This is a genomic window from Pseudomonas sp. AC172 (assembly GCF_979258595.1).
In genome coordinates this window covers 2,185,490-2,205,470 of the sequence record NZ_OZ409868.1, presented here as the reverse complement: position 1 = coordinate 2,205,470, position 19,981 = coordinate 2,185,490, and the positions used below count along the sequence as shown (strand labels likewise).

At 61.2% G+C, this 19,981-nt stretch carries 14 protein-coding genes; 1 reads left to right on the top strand and 13 read right to left on the bottom strand.

Features of this window, described 5'->3' with window-relative positions; translation table 11 throughout:
* Nucleotide 1 precedes the first annotated feature (1 nt).
* Nucleotides 2-2,233, top strand: a complete 2,232-nt coding sequence (gene glgB, locus ACZ0A4_RS09765; protein WP_463574354.1) for a 1,4-alpha-glucan branching protein GlgB — start codon at nucleotides 2-4, stop codon at nucleotides 2,231-2,233.
* Nucleotides 2,234-2,357: 124 nt separating this feature from the next.
* On the opposite strand, the gene ACZ0A4_RS09760 is transcribed toward glgB, so the two are convergent.
* The 13 genes from ACZ0A4_RS09760 to glgA form a co-directional block, all read right to left on the bottom strand.
* Nucleotides 2,358-3,425, bottom strand: a complete 1,068-nt coding sequence (locus tag ACZ0A4_RS09760; protein WP_463574352.1) for an autotransporter domain-containing protein — start codon at nucleotides 3,423-3,425, stop codon at nucleotides 2,358-2,360.
* A gap of 389 nt (nucleotides 3,426-3,814) precedes the next feature.
* Nucleotides 3,815-4,597: an endonuclease/exonuclease/phosphatase family protein gene (locus tag ACZ0A4_RS09755; protein WP_122661320.1), complete on the bottom strand. Its 783-nt coding sequence runs from the start codon at nucleotides 4,595-4,597 to the stop codon at nucleotides 3,815-3,817.
* Between the two features lie 196 nt (nucleotides 4,598-4,793).
* Nucleotides 4,794-5,552: a PIG-L deacetylase family protein gene (locus ACZ0A4_RS09750; protein WP_463574351.1), complete on the bottom strand. Its 759-nt coding sequence runs from the start codon at nucleotides 5,550-5,552 to the stop codon at nucleotides 4,794-4,796.
* A 156-nt stretch (nucleotides 5,553-5,708) separates the two neighbouring features.
* Nucleotides 5,709-6,395, bottom strand: a complete 687-nt coding sequence (locus ACZ0A4_RS09745; protein ID WP_463574349.1) for a glycosyltransferase family 2 protein — start codon at nucleotides 6,393-6,395, stop codon at nucleotides 5,709-5,711.
* The gene (locus ACZ0A4_RS09740; protein ID WP_463574348.1) at nucleotides 6,392-6,991 is read right to left on the bottom strand and encodes an SAM-dependent methyltransferase; all 600 of its coding nucleotides are present in this window, start codon (nucleotides 6,989-6,991) and stop codon (nucleotides 6,392-6,394) included. The genes ACZ0A4_RS09745 and ACZ0A4_RS09740 overlap by 4 nt, the downstream gene beginning before the upstream one ends.
* Nucleotides 6,988-7,746, bottom strand: a complete 759-nt coding sequence (locus ACZ0A4_RS09735) for a PIG-L deacetylase family protein (protein WP_463577526.1) — start codon at nucleotides 7,744-7,746, stop codon at nucleotides 6,988-6,990. The genes ACZ0A4_RS09740 and ACZ0A4_RS09735 overlap by 4 nt, the downstream gene beginning before the upstream one ends.
* Nucleotides 7,743-8,741 carry an acyl-CoA dehydrogenase gene (locus ACZ0A4_RS09730; RefSeq protein ID WP_463577524.1) on the bottom strand — a complete coding sequence of 333 codons (999 nt, stop codon included), beginning with the start codon at nucleotides 8,739-8,741 and terminating at the stop codon, nucleotides 7,743-7,745. Before ACZ0A4_RS09730 ends, ACZ0A4_RS09735 begins: the two co-directional genes overlap by 4 nt.
* 1 nt (nucleotide 8,742) lies before the next feature.
* Complete coding sequence (gene glgX, locus ACZ0A4_RS09725; protein ID WP_463574347.1) at nucleotides 8,743-10,902, bottom strand: glycogen debranching protein GlgX; 2,160 nt, start codon at nucleotides 10,900-10,902, stop codon at nucleotides 8,743-8,745.
* A 227-nt stretch (nucleotides 10,903-11,129) separates the two neighbouring features.
* A complete protein-coding gene (locus ACZ0A4_RS09720) occupies nucleotides 11,130-11,444 on the bottom strand; it encodes a DUF2934 domain-containing protein (RefSeq protein ID WP_463574346.1) in 315 nt (104 codons plus the stop codon).
* 21 nt (nucleotides 11,445-11,465) lie between these two features.
* Nucleotides 11,466-14,240 (bottom strand): malto-oligosyltrehalose synthase, encoded by a 2,775-nt coding sequence (locus tag ACZ0A4_RS09715; protein WP_463574345.1) that lies wholly within the window; start codon nucleotides 14,238-14,240, stop codon nucleotides 11,466-11,468.
* Nucleotides 14,237-16,315 (bottom strand): 4-alpha-glucanotransferase, encoded by a 2,079-nt coding sequence (gene malQ, locus ACZ0A4_RS09710; protein ID WP_463574343.1) that lies wholly within the window; start codon nucleotides 16,313-16,315, stop codon nucleotides 14,237-14,239. Before malQ ends, ACZ0A4_RS09715 begins: the two co-directional genes overlap by 4 nt.
* Nucleotides 16,312-18,114 (bottom strand): malto-oligosyltrehalose trehalohydrolase, encoded by a 1,803-nt coding sequence (treZ, locus tag ACZ0A4_RS09705; RefSeq protein ID WP_463574341.1) that lies wholly within the window; start codon nucleotides 18,112-18,114, stop codon nucleotides 16,312-16,314. Before treZ ends, malQ begins: the two co-directional genes overlap by 4 nt.
* 18 nt (nucleotides 18,115-18,132) lie before the next feature.
* Nucleotides 18,133-19,719, bottom strand: a complete 1,587-nt coding sequence (gene glgA, locus ACZ0A4_RS09700; protein WP_463574340.1) for a glycogen synthase GlgA — start codon at nucleotides 19,717-19,719, stop codon at nucleotides 18,133-18,135.
* Nucleotides 19,720-19,981 lie beyond the last annotated feature (262 nt).

The following is a 19,981-nucleotide window of genomic DNA, read 5'->3' as shown; positions in this document are numbered from 1 at the left end:
CATGAGTTTCTCGAACAAGGAACAGGGTCAGGTCAAAGAAGCAGTGCTGCCCTCGGCGAAAGATATCGACGCCTTGGTCCGTGCTGAACATCACGATCCTTTTTCCATTCTTGGCCCGCACGGCGATGGCGCAGGCGGGCAGTTCATTCGCGCTTATTTACCGGGTGCGTTGAGTGTCGTGGTGCTGGACAAGGACAGCGGTGAAGAACGCGGGCCGCTGGAGCAAACGGAAACGCCGGGGCTGTTTGTCGGTCATTTCGATCAGGCGCGGCCTTACCAGTTGCGCACGCGCTGGGCCGGCGGCGAGCAGGTTGCAGAAGACCCGTATAGCTTCGGCCAGTTACTCGGTGAAATGGATTTGTATCTGTTCGCCGAAGGCAATCACCGTGACCTCAGTGCGTGCCTCGGCGCGCAGCTGAAAACCGTGGACGGCGTCGACGGCGTGCGTTTCGCCGTGTGGGCGCCGAATGCCCGACGCGTGTCGGTGGTGGGTGATTTCAACGTCTGGGACGGCCGCCGCCATCCGATGCGCTTGCGGCATCCGTCCGGGGTCTGGGAGTTGTTCATTCCGCGCCTGCAAGCGGGCGAGTTGTACAAATACGAAATTCTTGGCGCCCACGGCATTCTGCCGCTCAAGGCTGACCCGATGGCACTGGCCACGAGCCTGCCGCCGGACACCGCGTCGAAAGTCGCCGAACCGCTGCAAATCGACTGGCAGGATCACGACTGGATGAACAGCCGCCGTGACCGCCACAAGCATTCGGCGCCGTTGTCGATCTACGAGCTGCACGCCGGTTCGTGGCAATGTGAACTGGATGATCTCGGTGAAGTGGCGCGCCAGTACACCTGGCCGGAACTGGCTGAGCGGCTGATTCCCTACGTCAAGGAACTGGGTTTCACCCACATCGAACTGATGCCGATCATGGAACACCCGTTCGGTGGTTCCTGGGGTTATCAGTTGCTCTCGCAATTTGCACCGAGCGCGCGGTATGGCTCGCCGGCGCAGTTCGCTGAATTTGTCGACGCCTGCCACCGGGCCGAGATCGGCGTGATTCTCGACTGGGTACCGGCGCATTTCCCCACCGATACCCACGGTCTGGCGCAATTCGACGGCACCGCGCTGTACGAATACGGCAACCCGCTGGAAGGCTTCCATCAGGATTGGGACACGCTGATCTACAACCTGGGCCGCACCGAGGTGCATGGCTACATGCTGGCTTCCGGACTGCACTGGTTGAAGCATTTCCACGTCGACGGCCTGCGCGTCGACGCGGTGGCGTCGATGCTGTACCGCGACTATTCGCGCAAGGCTGGCGAATGGGTGCCGAACCGTCATGGCGGGCGGGAGAATCTGGAGGCAATCGACTTTCTCCGGCATTTGAATGATGTGGTCGAACTGGAAGCGCCGGGTGCACTGGTGATCGCCGAAGAGTCCACTGCTTGGCCGGGTGTCAGCCAGAGCACGCAGCAGGGCGGTCTGGGTTTCGCTTACAAATGGAACATGGGCTGGATGCACGATTCGCTGCATTACATCCAGCAGGACCCGGTGTACCGCGCGCATCATCACAATGAGTTGAGTTTTGGTCTGGTCTACGCCTGGTCCGAGCGTTTCATCCTGCCGATCTCCCACGACGAAGTGGTGCACGGCAAGCATTCGCTGATCGACAAGATGCCGGGTGATCGCTGGCAGAAATTCGCCAACCTGCGCGCTTATCTGAGCTTCATGTGGACGCATCCGGGCAAAAAGCTGTTGTTCATGGGCTGCGAGTTCGGCCAGTGGCGCGAGTGGAATCACGATCAGCAACTGGATTGGTATCTGCTGCAGTACTCCGAACACAAAGGCGTGCAGAAACTGGTTGGCGATCTCAATCGGCTGTATCGAGAAGAGCCGGCGCTGCACGACCAGGACGACGCGCCGCAGGGTTTTCAGTGGTTGATCGGCGACGATGCAATCAACAGCGTGTATGCCTGGCTGCGCTGGAGCAAGGACGGCAAACCGGTGCTGGTGGTGGCCAACTTTACGCCAGTGCCGCGTCAGGCGTACCGCGTGGGTGTGCCGTTTGCCGGGCGCTGGACTGAACTGCTCAACAGCGATGCCGACACCTATGCCGGTTCCAATTATGGCAATGGAGGCGGGGCGTTTACCGAGGAAGTGCCGAGCCATGGTCAGTCATTGTCGCTGGAATTGAATTTGCCGCCGTTGGCGGTATTGATCCTTAAACCAGAGGGTTGATCCGCGACCGCGTCGCTGCCTTCGCGAGCAGGCTCGCTCCCACAGGGGAAATACATTCCAAATGTGGGAGCGAGCCTGCTCGCGAAGGCGCCAGTTCGGGCACCGCCAAAATCCGGCCTACCGCTCACCAACGCATCCGCACCCCCAGGCTGCCAATGATCCCGTTCAGATCATTGTCATCGACGTCACTGCTGTAATCCGCACTCACATACAGACTCACCGCCGGCGTCACCCGCGCCACCAGACCCAATCCCAACTCGACGGTGGATGACTTGCGGCTGCTGCTGATCTTGTCGACCTGATCCAGCGTCACCGTGCTGCCGGTATAGACGGTGTGCCACAGGTTGGTGCGCACATAGGGTTCGACCGGCAAGCCATTCAAATCGTAACTGCCTTTCAAGCGTGCGCCGACGCGACCGCTCCAGGCCGTCAGATCGGTGGAAGAAGCATTGCCGGAACCGGCGTACGGCGTGTCGAGAGTAATCCGTTGATTGATCAATTGCGCCTGCGGTTCGACCACCCAGTTGTCGCTCAAGCCAATCGGAAAACCGCCTTCCACCGAGAAGGTCATGGCGCTGCCTTCGGTGGCTTGCCGGGCACCTTGGTCGTTGCGACTGAAGCCACTGACCCGGCCGCCGCTGGCGGATACATCCACGTGCCAGCCCTGGGCGCCGATCAGGCTGTAATAAGCGCCAAGGCTTTGGCCTTGCAGATTGAGGGTGTCACTGTTCGGGTCTGCCAAGGCGCGGCTGGTAACCGTGCCGTTGCCATTGGCCTGAATCTGATTGACGCCGCCGATCAGGCCGATTTTCTGGGTATGGCTACCACTTTGCAGAGTCAACACGGCGGGGCCTTTGAAGTCACCGCTGCCGGGCGTTGCGTAGCCTGACGACAGCACATCGGTTTGCGCCTGGCGGGCGCTTCTGCCGTACAACTCATCCCAGGCCGACGGTGCGAGGTCTTCGGTAATCAAGCGTGTGCCTTGCAGGTCGGGCCGTGGGCTGAAGCGTTGCGGGCCGGGGGTGATGACGGTGGCGGGCAAGGTCATGACAGGCACATCCGCGCGATACCACGGGGTCGTTTCATCCGCCGCGGGACCGGCCTGCGCCTCCATGGATGAGCACAGCAAGATAGAGCTCGACACTGTGCAGAACGTGATTTTGATCTCGTGTGGGCTGATGGAAGTTTTCATGAAGGTCTACCTTGCAGGCGCATGCATTGTCTCTGTGTGGCGTCTCTCCTACCCCGAACGAGGGGCGACCGAATGGAGCGGGGCGAACCGTGACCGCTCGATTTCGCGAGTGTCCGAAGGTTCGTCACGGGTAGTGATTCCGGGGGTAGTAAGGTAGAGATAAGAAGAGTCGCGCGCGCCCGTCAAGAAATTGAACGATGAGCGGTAGTGGTATAACGGGCTTTGCAAGCGTTTGTTTTTCTGAACATAACTAAGTGGTTGTTTGTATGGAAAAACGCAGCGAAACCCCCGGTCCAGAGGCATTCAGTTACCGACAGATGGTCTGCCGGTAATTTTTAACCGCCGAATGAGCTGCCCCATTCCGTCCTGTATTGCTGTCACTATTGCGGCTACAAGTGCACCTCTACAGCGAGCGGCAGATGATCTGACAAATGCGTCCACGGCTTGTTGCCGAGGATTTGCGGGTCATGGCTGCTGGCATTGCGCAGATAGATCCGGTCCAGGCGCAGTAACGGAAAACGTGCCGGATAGGTCTTGGCCGGGCGCCCGTGATGACGCTCGAAGGCTTCGTGCAAATAATCTCGACGGGCGAGGGCGACATTGCCCTGCAACTGCCAGTCATTGAAGTCGCCGGCGATGATCACCGGGGCGTCGTCGGGTAGCGATTCGAGCAACTGGCAGAGCAGCTGCAACTGCAATTGCCGATGACTTTCGAGCAGACTCAAATGTACGCAGATCGCATGCACCTCGGCATGCCCCGGCACGTCCAGCACACAATGCAGCAGGCCGCGGCGCTCGGGGCCAGTGATCGAGACGTCGAGGTTGCGGTATTCACGGATCGGATATTTCGACAGCAGCGCATTACCATGATGGCCGTCGGGGTAGACGGCATTGCGCCCGTAGGCGAAATCGCTCCACATGCTGTCGGCAAGAAATTCGTATTGCGAGGTTTGCGGCCATTCGTTGTAACGGCTCGAATGCCGTTCGTGTTCGCCTACTACTTCCTGCAGAAACACCAGGTCAGCGGAGGTGCTGCGCACCGCTTCACGCAGTTCCGGCAGGATGAAGCGCCGGTTGAGCGCGGTGAAGCCTTTGTGGGTGTTGACCGTCAACACCCGGAGACGATGAATGACGGGCGCGTCGACAACATGACGCTCGGGATCGCTGGACACGTTCACTCCTCTGGATTGCGGGCCGCTTATTCATGCGACTGATGGGGAGGGGCGGCAGTTCCTTCTGGATAATTTCGATTGCACATCAAACCCTGTGGGAGCGAGCTTGCTCGCGAAGGCGTCGGTCCAGTCGATACGAATATCGAATGTGACGGCCTCTTCGCGAGCAAGCTCGCTCCCACAGGGAATCAGAGATTCAGACAAAGACGATTTCATAAGGCAAACGCATTCTTTCGAGAATCACCGGCGGCAGCATCGGCGCAATGCCGATCGCCGGTTCACCCTTGAGCTGACTGGCATAGGCGTGAGTGGCGTGGCTCTTGCGCGCCACGGTCCAGGTGTCGAGGCGCAGTTTGCGCGCGCGCTCCCAAGGGATCATTTGCTGGTCGCGTTCAGGCCAATGCCAGGCCCAGACCGGTACATCATGGAAGATCGCGCCGACCTGTTCCGCTGCTTGCGCACTGGCCCGACCCACTGCTTCGTGGTCATCATTGCCATCGCCGCGCCAGGTACTGAACACCACGTCGCCGGGGCGCAGGTAGCGGCTGATGAATTCGGTCACTTGTGCTTGCTGGTCGCATAGAGCGTTGTCAGTAAAGCCGCCTCGCACCCATTTCAGGCTGTGCATCGGCAAGCCGAGGCGGCGCAGGGCTTCGACACTTTCCTGCGGGCGGAATACGCTCAGGCGCTTTTCCGACCATTGCCGCGAACCCGGATGGCTGGCGCTGCCATCGGTGATCGAGAGCAATTGCAGCGGATGACCGAGGCTGGAGAGCAATTGCAGCAGACCGCCGCAAGTGACCACTTCATCGCCGGGATGCGGCGCGATGACCACGGCGCGGGCACCGTCGGGCACCAGACTGCGGGTATTGATGACGGGGATGTTGTCCAGTTGCGCGGCGCTGTTCCAGATCTGCGCCGGCAGACTGCTGTCGCTGAGGGATAACGGTTTCATGGTATGACGTCCTTGTGTTGTCTCGCCCTCAGTCGTGCGCGTGACAGTGATTGTCAGACGCTACCGACCCGTGAAGGCTGGTTGATTGCCCTGCGACGCTCCGAACCCTGGATTGCCGCGCAGCAGAGTATTGCTCATGAAGTGAACTTCGTCGCGTCACAGATCAATCTGATCCGCTTTTTTTTGCGCTATCTGTGCCAGATTTCGCAGATAGTCACCAAAGCCACCTCGAGCACGGCTGTCGAAGCGAGCACTGGTAAGCACTTGTGGGCGATGACTCCAGGCGATGTTGGCGCCATCCCGCTCCAGCTCCCGCACCAGCTGCACATCTTCGTCGCACGCCAGCGGTTTAAAGCCTCCGGCCCAGCGATAAGCGTCGGCGCTGATGCCCAGATTAGCGCCGTGAATGTGCCGATGGCCATCGCAGGCACGGTAATGCCGGTGGTAGCGGATTTGCGCCGCTGCATCGAACGATTCATGCCAGCGTTCGACGGTGACGGTACCGCAGACTGCATCTGCACCCAACCCCAGTTGTGCCACCAGCCAGTCGTCGGCCACGCGGCTGTCGGCGTCCGAACAGGAGATCCAGCGTGCCCCGCGTTCCAGCAACAGCTGTGCGCCGGCCGCCCGCGCCTGGCCAACATTGCGCGCGTCGATGTGCAGGCTCAGCACCGGATAGCAACTGACAATCTGCGCCGAGCGGTCGGTGCAACTGTCGAGCACCACCAACACTTCAACCTTTTCGCCCGCCAGCAAACCGTGGCGGCTGGCGCGCACGGCCGCGCTCAGGCATTCGTCGAGCAAGTCTTCCTCGTTGTGGGCCGGGATCAGAATGCCGATCATCGCAAGCCCTCCAGCGCCGCTACCGAGCGCGGTTCGCGGCTCCACACCTCAAGAATGAAGTCCGCTTCCTGATGCAAAACCAGGCGCGGCAGATGCAGTTTTTCGTGGATCAGGTCGTGCACCTGCCGCGCATTGAGCGGGCAGCCGTCGATGGGCGGGCGCCAATGGCAGGCGAGGAACTGGCCGTCGGCAGTCAGGCAATCACTGGCCCGACGGATCACTTCTGTCAGATCCTGGCCGTCGAGGTAGTAGCCGATCTCGCTAAATACGATCAGGTCGAATTTTTCCTCCGGCCAGTCGCCGGGAAGACGGTTTTGCCGCACTTCAGCGTGATCGAACAGGCTCAAACGGGTGCGCGCCAACGCCACTGCGGCACTGGCGGTGTCGCAGCACAGCAAGCGATCACAACGCGCGGCGAGTTCGGCGCTCAACTCACCATTGGCGCAGCCCGGTTCGAAGATTGCCCGGTAGTGCGGACGCGGCAGGGCGGCGAGGGTGATCGCGCGTTTGCGCTGTTCGTACCAGCGATCGCGAAAGGCCCATGGGTCATCGTTGCCGGCAAACAGGCCGTCGAAATAGCGATCTTCGACACTCATAGAAACACCACTTCAAAGGGTTGCAGCAGGCGATCGAGCACATAGGGTGCGAGCACCGGGCCGAGTCCGGCGTCAGGATCGCCCTCCAGTTGACTGGCGAAGGCGTACACCGCGTGGCGCTTGCGCGCGACTTGCGCCGGCGTCAGGAGAATCTTGCGTGCTCGTTGCCACGGTACGAAAGCGTCTTCCGGGGTTGCCCAGTGCCACGTCCACACCGGCAGCTCATGGCAGCTTGCACCGACCCGGCGCGCAGCTTCGGCACTGGCGCGGCCGACAGCTTCGTGGTCGCAGTGACCGTCCTCGCTCCAAGTGGTGAAGAGCACGTCGTCGGGACGCAGATGACGCGCGATGAAATCGACCAGTTCATCTTCATGAGCGGCGACCTGCGTGTCGCTGAAACCGCCGCGCAGCCACTTCATGCGATGCATCGGCAAACCCAGTCGGCGCAGCGCTTCGGCAGACTCCTGCGGACGCACCACGCTCAGCCGTTCCACCGGCCAACGACTGGAACCGGGGTGGCTGGCGCTGCCGTCGGTCACCGAAATCAATTGCAGAGGCCGGCCAGCGGCGGCGAGCAATTGCAGCAGGCCACCACAACCGAGTACTTCGTCGTCCGGGTGTGGCGCGATAATCACTGCCCGTGCGCCGGGAGGCACCACGCTGAGGATGTCGATGCTATCCAGCTCCGCCAGATGCCGCGAAGCCTGCCACTGATGCAGACTCGTGCCCTGGCCGACAATCGGGTTGGTTTTCATAACGTCCATGCCTCGCCGCTTTTTTTGGCAATCAACTGACCGAGTGCAGCCAGATCACGTTCGGCATGACTCTGGCGCAGAAACACCGGCAGGTCGGCGCTGAGCCGGGCGAACTGTCGATCCTTGCAAAACGGACCCGCGCCGAGGGCGCGACCGACTTCACGCATCACCTGTTCGGCCGATTGCTCGACCACCGCGCGGGCACGGCGAGCGAGCAATTCTGCGTTGTCCTCGGGATGAGCATCAATGTGCAATGCGCTGAACCGCAGTACATCGGCCGCCGCTTGCAACGCGCTGTCGACCGCGCCGAGATGGGCGAGGGCGTGCGGTTCCGGGCGCTGCCCACACTGCGCGCGCAATGTTTCGGCAATTTGTCGCGCGGCGCCGTACCAGCACGCAGCAATGCCGATCCCGCCCTGCCAGAAACCCGGGCGTTGCAGATAGTCGCCGGGGTTGCCGATGGCCTGCGCTTCGGCGCCGTCGAACAGCACCTCCACGCTGCCAGTGGCGGCCATGCCCACCGCTTGCCAGCCTTGCTCGGTGACGGTGACGCCCGGTTGATCGAGGGCGACGGCGACCAGTTGTTGCTGATCATCGGCATCCCACGCGGTGAGCAAGGCATGGCTGAGCACGGCAGCTCCGGAGCACCAAGCCTTGCGCCCGTGCAACGCGACCATGTGCCCGGCCGGACTGACCTTGACCCGCGCCTGCGGCGGTTCCGCCGCCCACATGCCCCACGTGCTACCCGGCGTCGGCGTGCCGCCCAGTTGCTCGATGATCGCCAGTGCGTCGGTGTGGCCTTCGAACAGTTTGCACAAACCCAGATCATGCCCGCCGACTTCCGCCAATCGCTGAAAGCGTTCCAGCGTGTGGCCGCTACCCGGCAACGGCAACCGATCCAGCCCGGCCTCGACCAGCGCCCGCAGGCAATTGCCGAGCGCTACGGTGTGCGGATAATCCGCTGGGCGTCGGGCGAGATAACTGTGCAGGTCCATATCAATCTTCTTCATCACGTTGCAGTTCGAACAGCAGCAGCGAGCGCCCGGTGACCGAGTATTCGTGGCCGAAATCGAAGCGTTCCTGGCCACGAATCGACGGCTGATTGGTGTCGATCATGCACGTCCAGAAGCTGCCTTCCGGCACTTCCGGCAGGGTGAAATTGACAATGTCGTGATGGGCGTTGACCACCAGCAGCAAGGTCGCATCCGCACCTTTGCGGCGAATCCCGGTTTCCTGCGCGCGGCCGTCGAGCAACATGCCCAGGCAACGGTTGTGCGCATCGTGCCAATGTTCGGTGGTCATCTCGGTGGCGTCAGGTGCCAGCCAGGTGACGTCCTTGACGCCGATGTCCTCGTTGTACTCGCCGACCAGAAAACGTCCACGGCGCAGGATCGGATAGGCCAGACGCAGCTTGATCAGGCGTTTGACGAACTTGAGCAGTGCCTTGCCGTCCTCGCTCAGGTCCCAGTTGACCCAACCGATCTCACTGTCCTGGCAGTAGGCGTTGTTGTTGCCGTCCTGGGTGCGGGCGAATTCATCGCCGGCGACGATCATCGGCGTGCCCTGTGCGAGCAGCAGGGTGGCGAAGAAATTGCGCATCTGCCGATGGCGCAGCGCATTGATCTCGGGATCGTCGGTCGGACCTTCGACGCCGTGGTTCCACGACAAATTGTTGTTACTGCCGTCCTGATTGTTCTCGTCGTTGGCTTCGTTGTGCTTGTCGTTGTACGAGACCAGATCGTTGAGGGTGAAACCGTCGTGGGCGGTGATGAAGTTCACCGACGAATAGGGCCGCCGCCCGCGCTGGTTGAACATCTCGCCCGAGGCGGTCATGCGACTGGCGAAGTCGGCAACCTGACCGTCGTCACCTTTCCAGAATGCGCGCACGGTATCGCGGAACTTGTCGTTCCACTCGACCCAACCCGGCGGAAAGTTGCCGACCTGGTAGCCACCGGGGCCGCAGTCCCACGGCTCGGCGATCATTTTCACCTGACGCAGCACCGGGTCCTGACGGCAGGCGACGAGGAAGCTGTGACGCTCGTCGAAACCGTCGTGATAACGGCCGAGAATGGTCGCCAGGTCGAAGCGGAAGCCGTCGACGTGCATCTCGCTGGCCCAGTAGCGCAACGAGTCGGTGACCATTTGCAGCACGCACGGGTGGCTCAGATCGAGAGTGTTGCCGGTGCCGGAATCGTTGATGTAGAAGCGCTTGTCGTCGGGCATCAAGCGGTAGTACGAGGCGTTGTCGATGCCGCGCATCGACAGGGTCGGGCCTTGCTCGTTGCCCTCGGCGGTGTGGTTGTAGACCACGTCGAGAATCACTTCGAGATTGGCTTCATGCAGATGCGCGACCATCTCCTTGAACTCGGCGATCTTGCCGCTGGCCAGATAGCGCGGGTCCGGGGCGAAGAAGGCGATGCTGTTGTAGCCCCAGTAGTTGGTCATGCCTTTGTGCAGCAAATGCTGGTCGTTGACGAAGGCATGGATCGGCAGCAGCTCTACCGACGAAACGCCGACGTTGCGAATATGTTTGAGCACATCGTCATTCATCAAACCGGCAAAGGTGCCACGCACGTTTTCCGGCACCGACGGGTGACGCATGCTGATGCCGCGTACGTGGGTTTCGTAAATGATGGTTTTGTCCCACGGCACGCTGACGCGATGGTCGTTACCCCAGGTATGCGCCGGGTCGATGACCTTGCATTTGGGCACAAACGGCGCGCTGTCGCGTTCATCGAAGCTGAGGTCAGCGTCGGGATGGCCGATGGTGTAGCCGAACAGCGCTTCCGACCATTTCAGTTCGCCGACCAGTTGCTTGGCGTACGGGTCGATGAGCAATTTGTGGTGGTTGAAGCGGTGACCGTTGGCCGGGTCATACGGGCCGTAGACGCGGTAGCCGTAAATCAGCCCCGGGTGCGCATCGGGTAGATAGCCGTGGTAGATCTCATCGGTGTATTCCGGCAGTTCGATGCGTTCGAGTTCAACTTCGCCGGCATCGTCGAAGATGCACAGTTCGACTTTGGTGGCGTTGGCGGAGAACAGGGCAAAGTTCACCCCCAGCCCATCCCAGGTCGCACCGAGCGGGAAGGGCAGGCCTTCACGGATTCTCGACGGCTCGGCGTGCGCGGTGGGCTCGGCTTTCTTTGGACGGGTCATGATTGCTCCTGCAAAAAACGGGGTAGTTCGGTTAACACCGGACCCTGTGGGAGCGAGCTTGCTCGCGAATGCGATCTGACATTCAACATTGCAGTCGACTGACACTCCGCCTTCGCGAGCAAGCTCGCTCCCACAGGGATGGGTGTGCTTTCTTGAGGGCGAGTCAGCCCTCGGTGGCGAGCGAACCCGCCACACATTCATTCCAGTTCAATAATCCGGTTAGAGCGTCAGATCGCCGAAGGCTTCTTCGGCGCTCGCGGCTTTTTCTCAGCGGGTTTTTCGCCCGGGGGAATCACTTTAGCGGCGCTGGCCGATTTGGCCTTGGCCGCCGGTTTCGGTTTAGCGGCCGGCGCTTTGACCTCGGCCGTCTTGCCAGCGGTTTTGCTGCCAGCCGCTTTCGGTGGCTTCTTCGGCGCCAGCGCCTCAGCTTCAGCCAGTTTGCGCGCCATCTCCCAGTGGCGCGCGTCCTGACCTTCCGGTTGGCCTTCCGATTCCCAGATTTGATAGGCGAATTCGCGGATGCGTTTATCGTCGGTACTCATCGCAATGCTCCTGAACTGAACTCATGCTTGTGTTAAGTGTTGGATAAAGAGATTGACCGGGACATCCCCCAGCGCGTCGCTGATATTCAGCTCCCTGTTTTTTGTGACTGCTGCGCTTGAAAAAAGTCCCTTCAGGTTTGTCGCAGAGGCGGCGAACGGTAAAACCACTCGCGTATCGCCCCAGCGCAGCGCATCGACCTGAGGTACAGCACCGTTTTCCAGCAGGGTTGCGCAACGGACCGGCACGATCACGATGGCCTGCTTCCCCTCGTGCTCACGGGCAAACGCGAGCACGTTGTGCGCCTGACTGCCGAGCACTTCCAGGGCCTGGTAGCTGCCCCGGCGAAACAGCTCGGCATGCTCGACACGCAGGTTCAGCACTTCGGCGATCAAGGCTTGCTTGATGCGTCCGTCACGCCAGTTCGCGAGCAACTCCACAGGTGGCAATGGCTTCTGCAAAGCGTGTTCACGTGCGGCGTAATCCACCGGCCGGCGATTGTCCGGATCGACCAGGCTGAAGTCCCAGAACTCATTGCCCTGATACAGATCCGGCACCCCCGGCACGGTCATGCGCAGCAAGGTTTGCGCCAATCCATTGAGGGCGCCGGCGGCGGCAATGCTGTTGACGGTCTTGCTCAGCGCGGCGCGCAGCAGTTCACCTTCTTCACCGGTGAGCAGTTTTTCGGTGAACGCCTGTGCGGCGTTTTCATAGGCTTCGTTCGGCGCACTCCAGCTGCTTTGCAGCTTGGCCTCACGCAGGGCTTTCTGCTGCCATTGCCAGATACGTTTGGCGTAGTCGGCTGCACCTGCCTGATCGTCATCGCGCAATTGCAGCGGCCAACTGCCGAGCAACGCTTGATAGAGGATCAGCTCATCGCCGCTCGACGGCATCTGATCGTCAACCCGAACGGGGCGGGCGAGGGCGCGCCACAGTTCGATCTGCTCCGCGTACCAATGACTGCGTTCACTGAGCACGGCCAGACGCGCGCGGGTGTCTTCGCCGCGTTTGTGGTCGTGGGTCGCGGTGGCGAGCAAGTTGTCGGGGAACTCGGTGAGGCGCTGTAGATTGACCGCATGAAAGTCGCTGACCGGGGCGCTGAACTGCTCGGTGTTGTAGCCGACGTCGTTGCGCGACAGCAGCACCGCCGAGCGATACAGCGCGGTGTCTTCCACAGCTTTGGCCGCTGCCGGTGAGGTCAGTTGCTGAAAGCGTACGCAGGCATGCTTGAGAATCTTGCGTGAGCGGCCACGCGGTTTGCCTCGCCACGGCGTGCCACCGAGCCACGCAGAGACACAGTCGAGCACCGGCCAATCGGCTTCGCTCAGCGTTTGCCGGGCCCCGTCCATGGCCTGCTGGAAAAACACCTCGTCCTGCTCGGAGCGACCCATCGCGCTGATGTAAGTGCGGTACACCGGGAAGTGCACGATCAGCGCCTGCAATACTCGGCGGATGGCGCCGAGGGTCAAATCGCGGGTCATCAGGTCATCGCGAGCCACTTGCAGCAGGGCCTGGGCGACGCTTTCGCAATCACTGGCCAGCGAGCCGTTGAGGATCTGCTGACGCGCCAGTTGCGCTTCTTCGATGAATGCGGCCGGGCGTTCGGTGCGCCGTTGCCAGAGGTCACCGAGGACAAATTCGCCGTCCGGGTCGTGTTGCAGCAGCGACAGCTGGTTCATGAATTCATAACCGGTGGTGCCGTCCACCGCCCAGTCGCGGCGCAGGGTTTCGCCGGCGCCGAGGATCTTTTCGACGTAGATCGGCAAGTGCCTGCCGGGTGCCAGCAGATCGACGCGGCGGCGCAATTTGCGGCAATAACCACGTGGGTCGGCGAGGCCGTCGATGTGATCGATGCGCACGCCATCAACCAACCCCTCGGCGATCAACTGGAAGATTTTGCTGTGGGTGGCTTCGAACACCGCCGGACGTTCGACACGCAAGCCGCCGAGTTCGTTGATATCGAAAAAGCGCCGCCAGTTGATGTCATCCGCTGCGGTGCGCCAACTGGCGAGGCGATAGCTTTGGCGCTCGAGCAACTGATGCAGCGCCTGGAAGCCTGCTTCGGTCGTTGAGTCGAAATGCTGCAGGTTGCTTTGAATCGCTTCAAGCGTTTGCGGATCGCTCGCCAGTTCGCGCAGCTCTTCCTTCAGTGGCATCGCCAGCGAATGTGCGTCGGTCTGATAACTGAGCGTGCTGAACCGGTCAGCGAGGGATTTCAGCGTCTCTTGATGTTTGAGGATCTCACCGTAATCACTCGGGCAGATCGGGAAATGATGATCGTAGTGCTCGACGTAAAAGCTGCCGGTGTTTGCCTTGAACAGCAGCTTCAGCGTGCCTTCCTGCAACGCCACGCCGTAATCACTGCCAAGAAATGGCAGGAGCAATTGGCCTTCCATCAACGGATCGGGCGAGTGCCACTGAATATCGAAGAACTCGCCGTAAGGGCTCAGTCGCCCCCATTCCAGCAGGTCGAGCCACCACGGGTTGTCGTTGCCGCCGACGGCCATGTGGTTGGAGACGATGTCGAGGATCAGGCCCATGTTGTGTTCGCGCAGGGTGCTGACCAAACGCCTTAACGCTGGCTCGCCACCGAGTTCCGGGTTGACTTGGGTCGGGTCGACCACGTCGTAACCGTGCATGGAACCGGCCCGCGCCGCGAGCAATGGCGAGGCGTAAATATGGCTGATGCCGAGCCGGGCAAAGTAAGGCACCAGTGGCACGGCTTGTTCAAGGGTAAAGCCTTTATGAAATTGCAGGCGCAACGTCGCGCGCAGGGGCTGAATGAGCGCTTGATTCATTGGTCACGCTCGGCAGCCTGAAGACGCGCGCACGCGAGTAACTCCAGGCGTCGCGCCGCATCCGCGCCGTCGAGCAACGCCTCACTGGTGCCGGGCAAACGCCGTGACCAGTTCGGATGGGTGTCGATGGTGCCCGGCAGATTCGCTTGTTCGTTGATGCCCAGCGCATCTTCCAGCGGCAACAGCACCAGCGGTGCGCGGGTGTGGCCGAGGAAACGCACGGCGGCATCGACCACTTGATCGGCCTCGTGGGATTCCTCGCGAAAGTTTTGCGGGTCCTGACTCAAGGCACTGCGCAGGCCTTCACGTTCACGCTGACGATGTTGGCGCCATTCGATTTCACCGTTGGCATCGACAAAACCCAACCGTGCGTTCCAGTCGATGTCGCGGCCATGCCACCAGCCGTTGAGTGTCGGCAAGTCGTGGGTGCTGGTGGTCGCCAGTGCGTTGTCCGGCCAGTCGAGGATTGGTTTGAAATGGGTGTTGTCCTGTTCGAACAAGAGCACGCGCATGCCGAGCATCGAGCGGGCGATGAGCTTTTCGCGCAGGCCGTCAGGCACTGTGCCAAGGTCTTCGCCGAGGACGATCGCCTGATGACGATGGGATTCGAGGGTGAGCAAGCGCAGCAAGTCATCGACCGGGTAATACAGGTACGCGCCATCGGCCGGTGCGGCGCCGTTGGGGATCACCCACAAGCGTTGCAGGCCCATGACATGGTCGATGCGCAAACCACCGGCGTGGGCGAAGTTGGCGCGCAGCATGTCGATGAAAGCGCGAAAACCATTGCGGATCAGGCCTTCCGGCGAGAACGCGGAAATGCCCCAGCCCTGACCCGAGCGATTGAGAATGTCCGGCGGTGCGCCGACCGTCAGTGAGGCGAGCAGTTCATCCTGAAAACTCCAGGCCTGACTGCCAGCGCCATCGGCGCCCACCGCCAGATCGGCGATCAGTCCAATGCCCATGCCGGCGCTGCGTGCGGCGGTTTGTGCGCGTTCCAGACAACGGTGGATCAGCCATTGGCAGAAAGCGAAATAGCCGATGCGTTCGGCGTACTCCTCGGCAAAGGCTTCGAGCGCCGCGCCGCGTGGGTCGTGCCAGTGTTCCGGCCATTGCCGCCAATCGAGGTTCTCGCCACGGGCGGCACGCATTTCCTGAATCGCTTCGAAACGGCAGTGATTTTCCAGTGCTTCGCCACCGGCGTGACGGAAACTGGCGAAGTCCGGGTGCAGCGGGTGGTCGCCGGCGACGAATCCTTCATACAAGGCTTGCAAGAGTTTTTGCTTGGCGTCGGCGGCGCTCGGCCAGTCGATCAGTGTCAGGTCTTCCAGTTGCGCGAACTGCTCGGCCAGGCCGGCCGCATCGATCGCATCACGCAAGGCGCGCTCGCCGAGAATCGCCCCGGGGGAGGCATACAGGGAATTGAGAAACAGTCGGCTGGAGGGCGAATAAGGGCTATAACGGCCGGTATCGGCGCTGAACATGGCGTGCAGCGGGCTGATCGCCAAGGCCTCGGCGCCGCGCTCACCGGCCACGCGAACCAGTTCTTCCAGCGCTTGAGTGTCGCCGAAACCACAGTCGCCGGGCCGGCGCAGGGAATACAACTGCACGCTCAGGCCCCAGGCACGCGGGATTGGATTGTCGACCGCATCGCCGACGCTGAAGCAGCGCTCCGGGGCGACGGCGAGGGTGAAGTATTGATCGCCAATGTGCACTTGCTGATAACCGACCGGGATCAGGCCCGGCAATACCGCTTCGCTATCCAGTTTGAGGTTCAGGCGTGAACCGTCTTCAAGGTGGATTTCGCAGGGGGTTTCAGGCGAAAAATAACGCGCCAGATCCACGCCAACGCCGACATCGGCGGTCAACAGTGGTGGCAAGTGGCGGTCTTGTTGTACGGCTTGCAGTTCCAACAGGCTGGCGTCGATTTCCTGCGCCGTGCTGGCCGGGTGACCGAGGCCGATCAGGACATTGCGCAGCACCGCCGGGGCGACTTTCTGTGGGCGGCCGTTGGCGTCGATCCAGTCGACGGCGAGGCCGGCACGGCTTGCAAGAATTTCCAGTTGCGCATCGCTCATAGGCGCTCTCCATTCAGAGGTTGCAAAGGGGTTGCGGCCGTGAGGCTGACAAGCGCGCAATACGCGGGCAGTTCGCCCGATTCCGACAGATCGGCGGTGGGCGGCTGTTGAAACAGCCACACGGTTTCGGTCTGTGGAGGGTTGACCACTGGCGTGTCGCTGAGGTTCAGGTCAATTCGCAGCTCACTGCCATTGCCCAGCCGCCAGCGTGCGCTGACCGCGCCATAACCGAGCATATGGGCGCCGAGCGCTTGCGTGCCGGACAGATGGGGAATGATGTATTGATGGCGAAATTGCAGCAGCTTCTGGTACAGCGCGAGGGTTTCTTGCTGTTTTGCGCTGCCATTGCCAATCAACCTTGGCTGTGAGGCGTGGAAGGTTTTTTCGCCATTCGGATCGGGAATCTGCTCACGTTTGTGCGGATCGGCGAAGGCACTGAACGCGGCGAATTCATTGCGTCGACCCTCACGCACCAGTTTCGCCAGTTCGCCGTGGTGACTGGTGAAAAACAGGAAAGGCTGTTCGGCTGCGAACTCATCGCCCATGAACATCAGCGGAATCATCGGTGACAGCAGCAACAGCACGGTCGCTGCCTGCACGGCACGCGGATCGGCCAGATGATGCAGGCGCTCGCCGAACGCACGGTTGCCGATCTGATCGTGGTTCTGCAAGAACAGCACGAATGCGGTGGATGGCAGGTGTTCGCTGGGCTCGCCGCGAGGTTCGCCGTGACGGGTGATGTGCCCCTGGAAGACAAACCCCTGACTGAGGCAGCGCACCAATTGTTCGGTGGGTTGCGCGGCGTAGTCGGCGTAATAGGCATCGGTTTCGCCGGTGAGCAGAACGTGCAGGGCGTTATGGCCGTCGTCGTTCCACTGCGCGTCGTAGTCGTATTCCAACAGGCTCGACTGGTTGAGTTCGTTTTCCACGGTCAGCCAGACATGCCGACTCGGGTCGATCTGCGCGCGGATGCGCTGGGCCATCTCGGTGAGGAAATCCGGGTCTTCAATGGCATGCACCGCGTCCAGGCGCAGGCCGTCGAAGCGGTATTCGAGCAACCACATCAGCGCGTTTTCGATGAAGAACTCGCGCACTTCGCTACGGCGAAAATCGATCGCGGCGCCCCACGGCGTGTGTTTGTCCTCGCGGAAAAAGCCTTTGGCGTAACGATGCAGGTAATTGCCGTCCGGGCCGAAGTGGTTGTAGACCACGTCAAGAATGACCGCCAGACCGTGGCCGTGGGCGCTGTCGATCAGGTGTTTGAGTTGTTCCGGCGTGCCGTAAGAGGCTTGCGGTGCGTAGGGCAAAACACCGTCGTAGCCCCAATTGCGTTCGCCGGGGAACTGCGCCAGCGGCATCAGTTCGATGGCGGTGATGCCCAGGCCTGCAAGGCGCGCCAGATGTTGTTCGACTTCAGCGAAGCCACCGAGCGCACCGACGTGCAACTCGTAGATCACCGCTTCGCTCCACGGCCGACCGTGCCAGGCAGTGTGGCGCCATTGATAGGCCAGCGGATCGACCACCACGCTGTGTCGGTCGAGGTCGCCATCCTGCGCTCTGGAGGCCGGGTCGGGCACCTCCAGTTCGCCGTCGATGTTATAGCGGTAGCGAGTGCCCGCCGGACAGCGGGTCTTGATCACAAACCAGCCGTCTGTCTGAGGCAGCATTGGCAGCGACTGGCCGTTTTCAAGTTCGACACTGACGTAAAACGCATCCGGCGCCCATAGCGCAAACTGCGTGTGTTCGGCGTCCAGCATGATCGCGCCGTGGGGCCAGGTTTCAGTAGACCGTAACGGCATCGTGGTGAACCTCCCTGGTTATTTGTGGTGAGCTTTACCCAGCGCCTTGGCGACCAGTTGTTCGTAGAGTTCGGCGTACGGTTCAACCGCTTTGCACCAGTTGAACGGCGCCGCCATTGCCCGGCAACGCATGGCATTGAGCAGTTCCGGAAAGGCGAACACCTTGAACGCGCGGCTCAGGGCTTCCTGATAGCTCTCGGCAGTGGATTCATCAAAGAGGAAACCGGTGACGCCGTTTTCAATGGTGTCGGCCAGCCCGCCGGTATTGCGCGCCACGGGCAGAGAGCCGAAACGCTGGGCGTACATCTGGCTTAAACCGCAAGGCTCGTAGCGCGAGGGCATCAGCAGGAAATCGCTGCCAGCGAACATCCGCCGAGCGTCGGTTTCGTTGAAGCCGATGCGCACACCGATCTGCCCGGGAAAGCGCAGCGCCAGTTCGCGCATGGCTTGTTCTTCTTCCGGCTCGCCACGACCGATGATCGCGATCTGGCCACCGTTCTGCACGATGTACTCGGATACCGCGATCGTCAGGTCCAGACCTTTCTGATAGACCAGTCGCGACACCACGGCGAACAGCGGGCCTTCTGAGTCATTCAATTCAAATAGCTCACGCACATGCGCGGCATTGACCGCTTTGCCTTCCCAGTCGCCAATGGCAAACGGCGCAAACAAGTGCGGATCGGTGGCAGCGTCCCAGCTCTCATCGATGCCGTTGGGAATGCCGCTGAGCAAGCCTTGCTGGGTCTTGGCGGCGAGAAAGCCGTCGAGGCCGCAGCCAAAATCCGGGGTGGTGATTTCCTGCGCGTATGTGGCGCTGACCGTGGTGATGTGACTCGAATAGGCCATGCCGGCCTTGAGGAACGACATCTTGCCGTAGAACTCCATGCCTTCCTGTTGCAGGGCATGGGTGGGAATCCCCAGTTCAGGGCAGGAGCCGAGGCTGGTCACACCCTGATAAGCGAGGTTGTGAATGGTGAACAGGGTCGGTGTGCGCTGCCCGCGCCAGTGCATATAGGCAGGGGCGAGACCGGCCGGCCAGTCATGGGCGTGCACCAGATCCGGGCACCAGTGAATTTGTGCAAGGTTGGCGGCGATGTCGGCAGCGGCCAGGCCCAGACGAGCGAAACGAATGTGGTTGTCTGGCCAGTCGCGACCGTTGTTGGCGCCGTAAGGCGAGCCTTCGCGCTCGTAAAGTTCAGGGCAGATCAACACGTAGATGACCAGACCGTCCGGCATGTCCATACGGCCGATCTTGCACGGTGGCAGAGCCGCATGGCCGCCCAGTTCGCCAATGATGTGGATCGGGTTTTCGCTGTGCATCACCTGCGGGTAACCGGGGATCAACACGCGCACGTCGTGCAGATGGGCCATGGCCCGGGGCAGAGCAGCGGAGACGTCACCCAGGCCGCCGGTCTTGACCAGGTCGGCGATTTCCGAGGTGACGAACAACACTTTTTTCTTGTTGGGGTTCTGGCTCGCTACCGGAGTCAGCGTTTTGGTGCCTGGGACGTTGATCTGTCGGCTGCCGGGAACACTGACGGTGCTCGATTCTCCAACCGCCTGCTGAGCACGCTCTCCCTGAATATCCAATGCCGCACTGATCATATGAATCTCCCGTCTCGTTGATCTGATTCTTGTCTTGAACAAGCGATGTCCATGGCCAAGTCCTGTGGCCGGGCGCAAACGCGCCACGCATCGGTGAGCAAACGCTACCCAACACGCGCAAGCAGAATGGGTGATCGGGCCGTTGCAAGGATTGCACCAGTCGCTTTGGCCCTGTCTTTCTGATGACCCGCCGCGCAATGCAAAAGTTTCGAGTTTTTTTCCGCAATGTGACCGACAGGTCGTACCCCGAAAAAACCAGTCT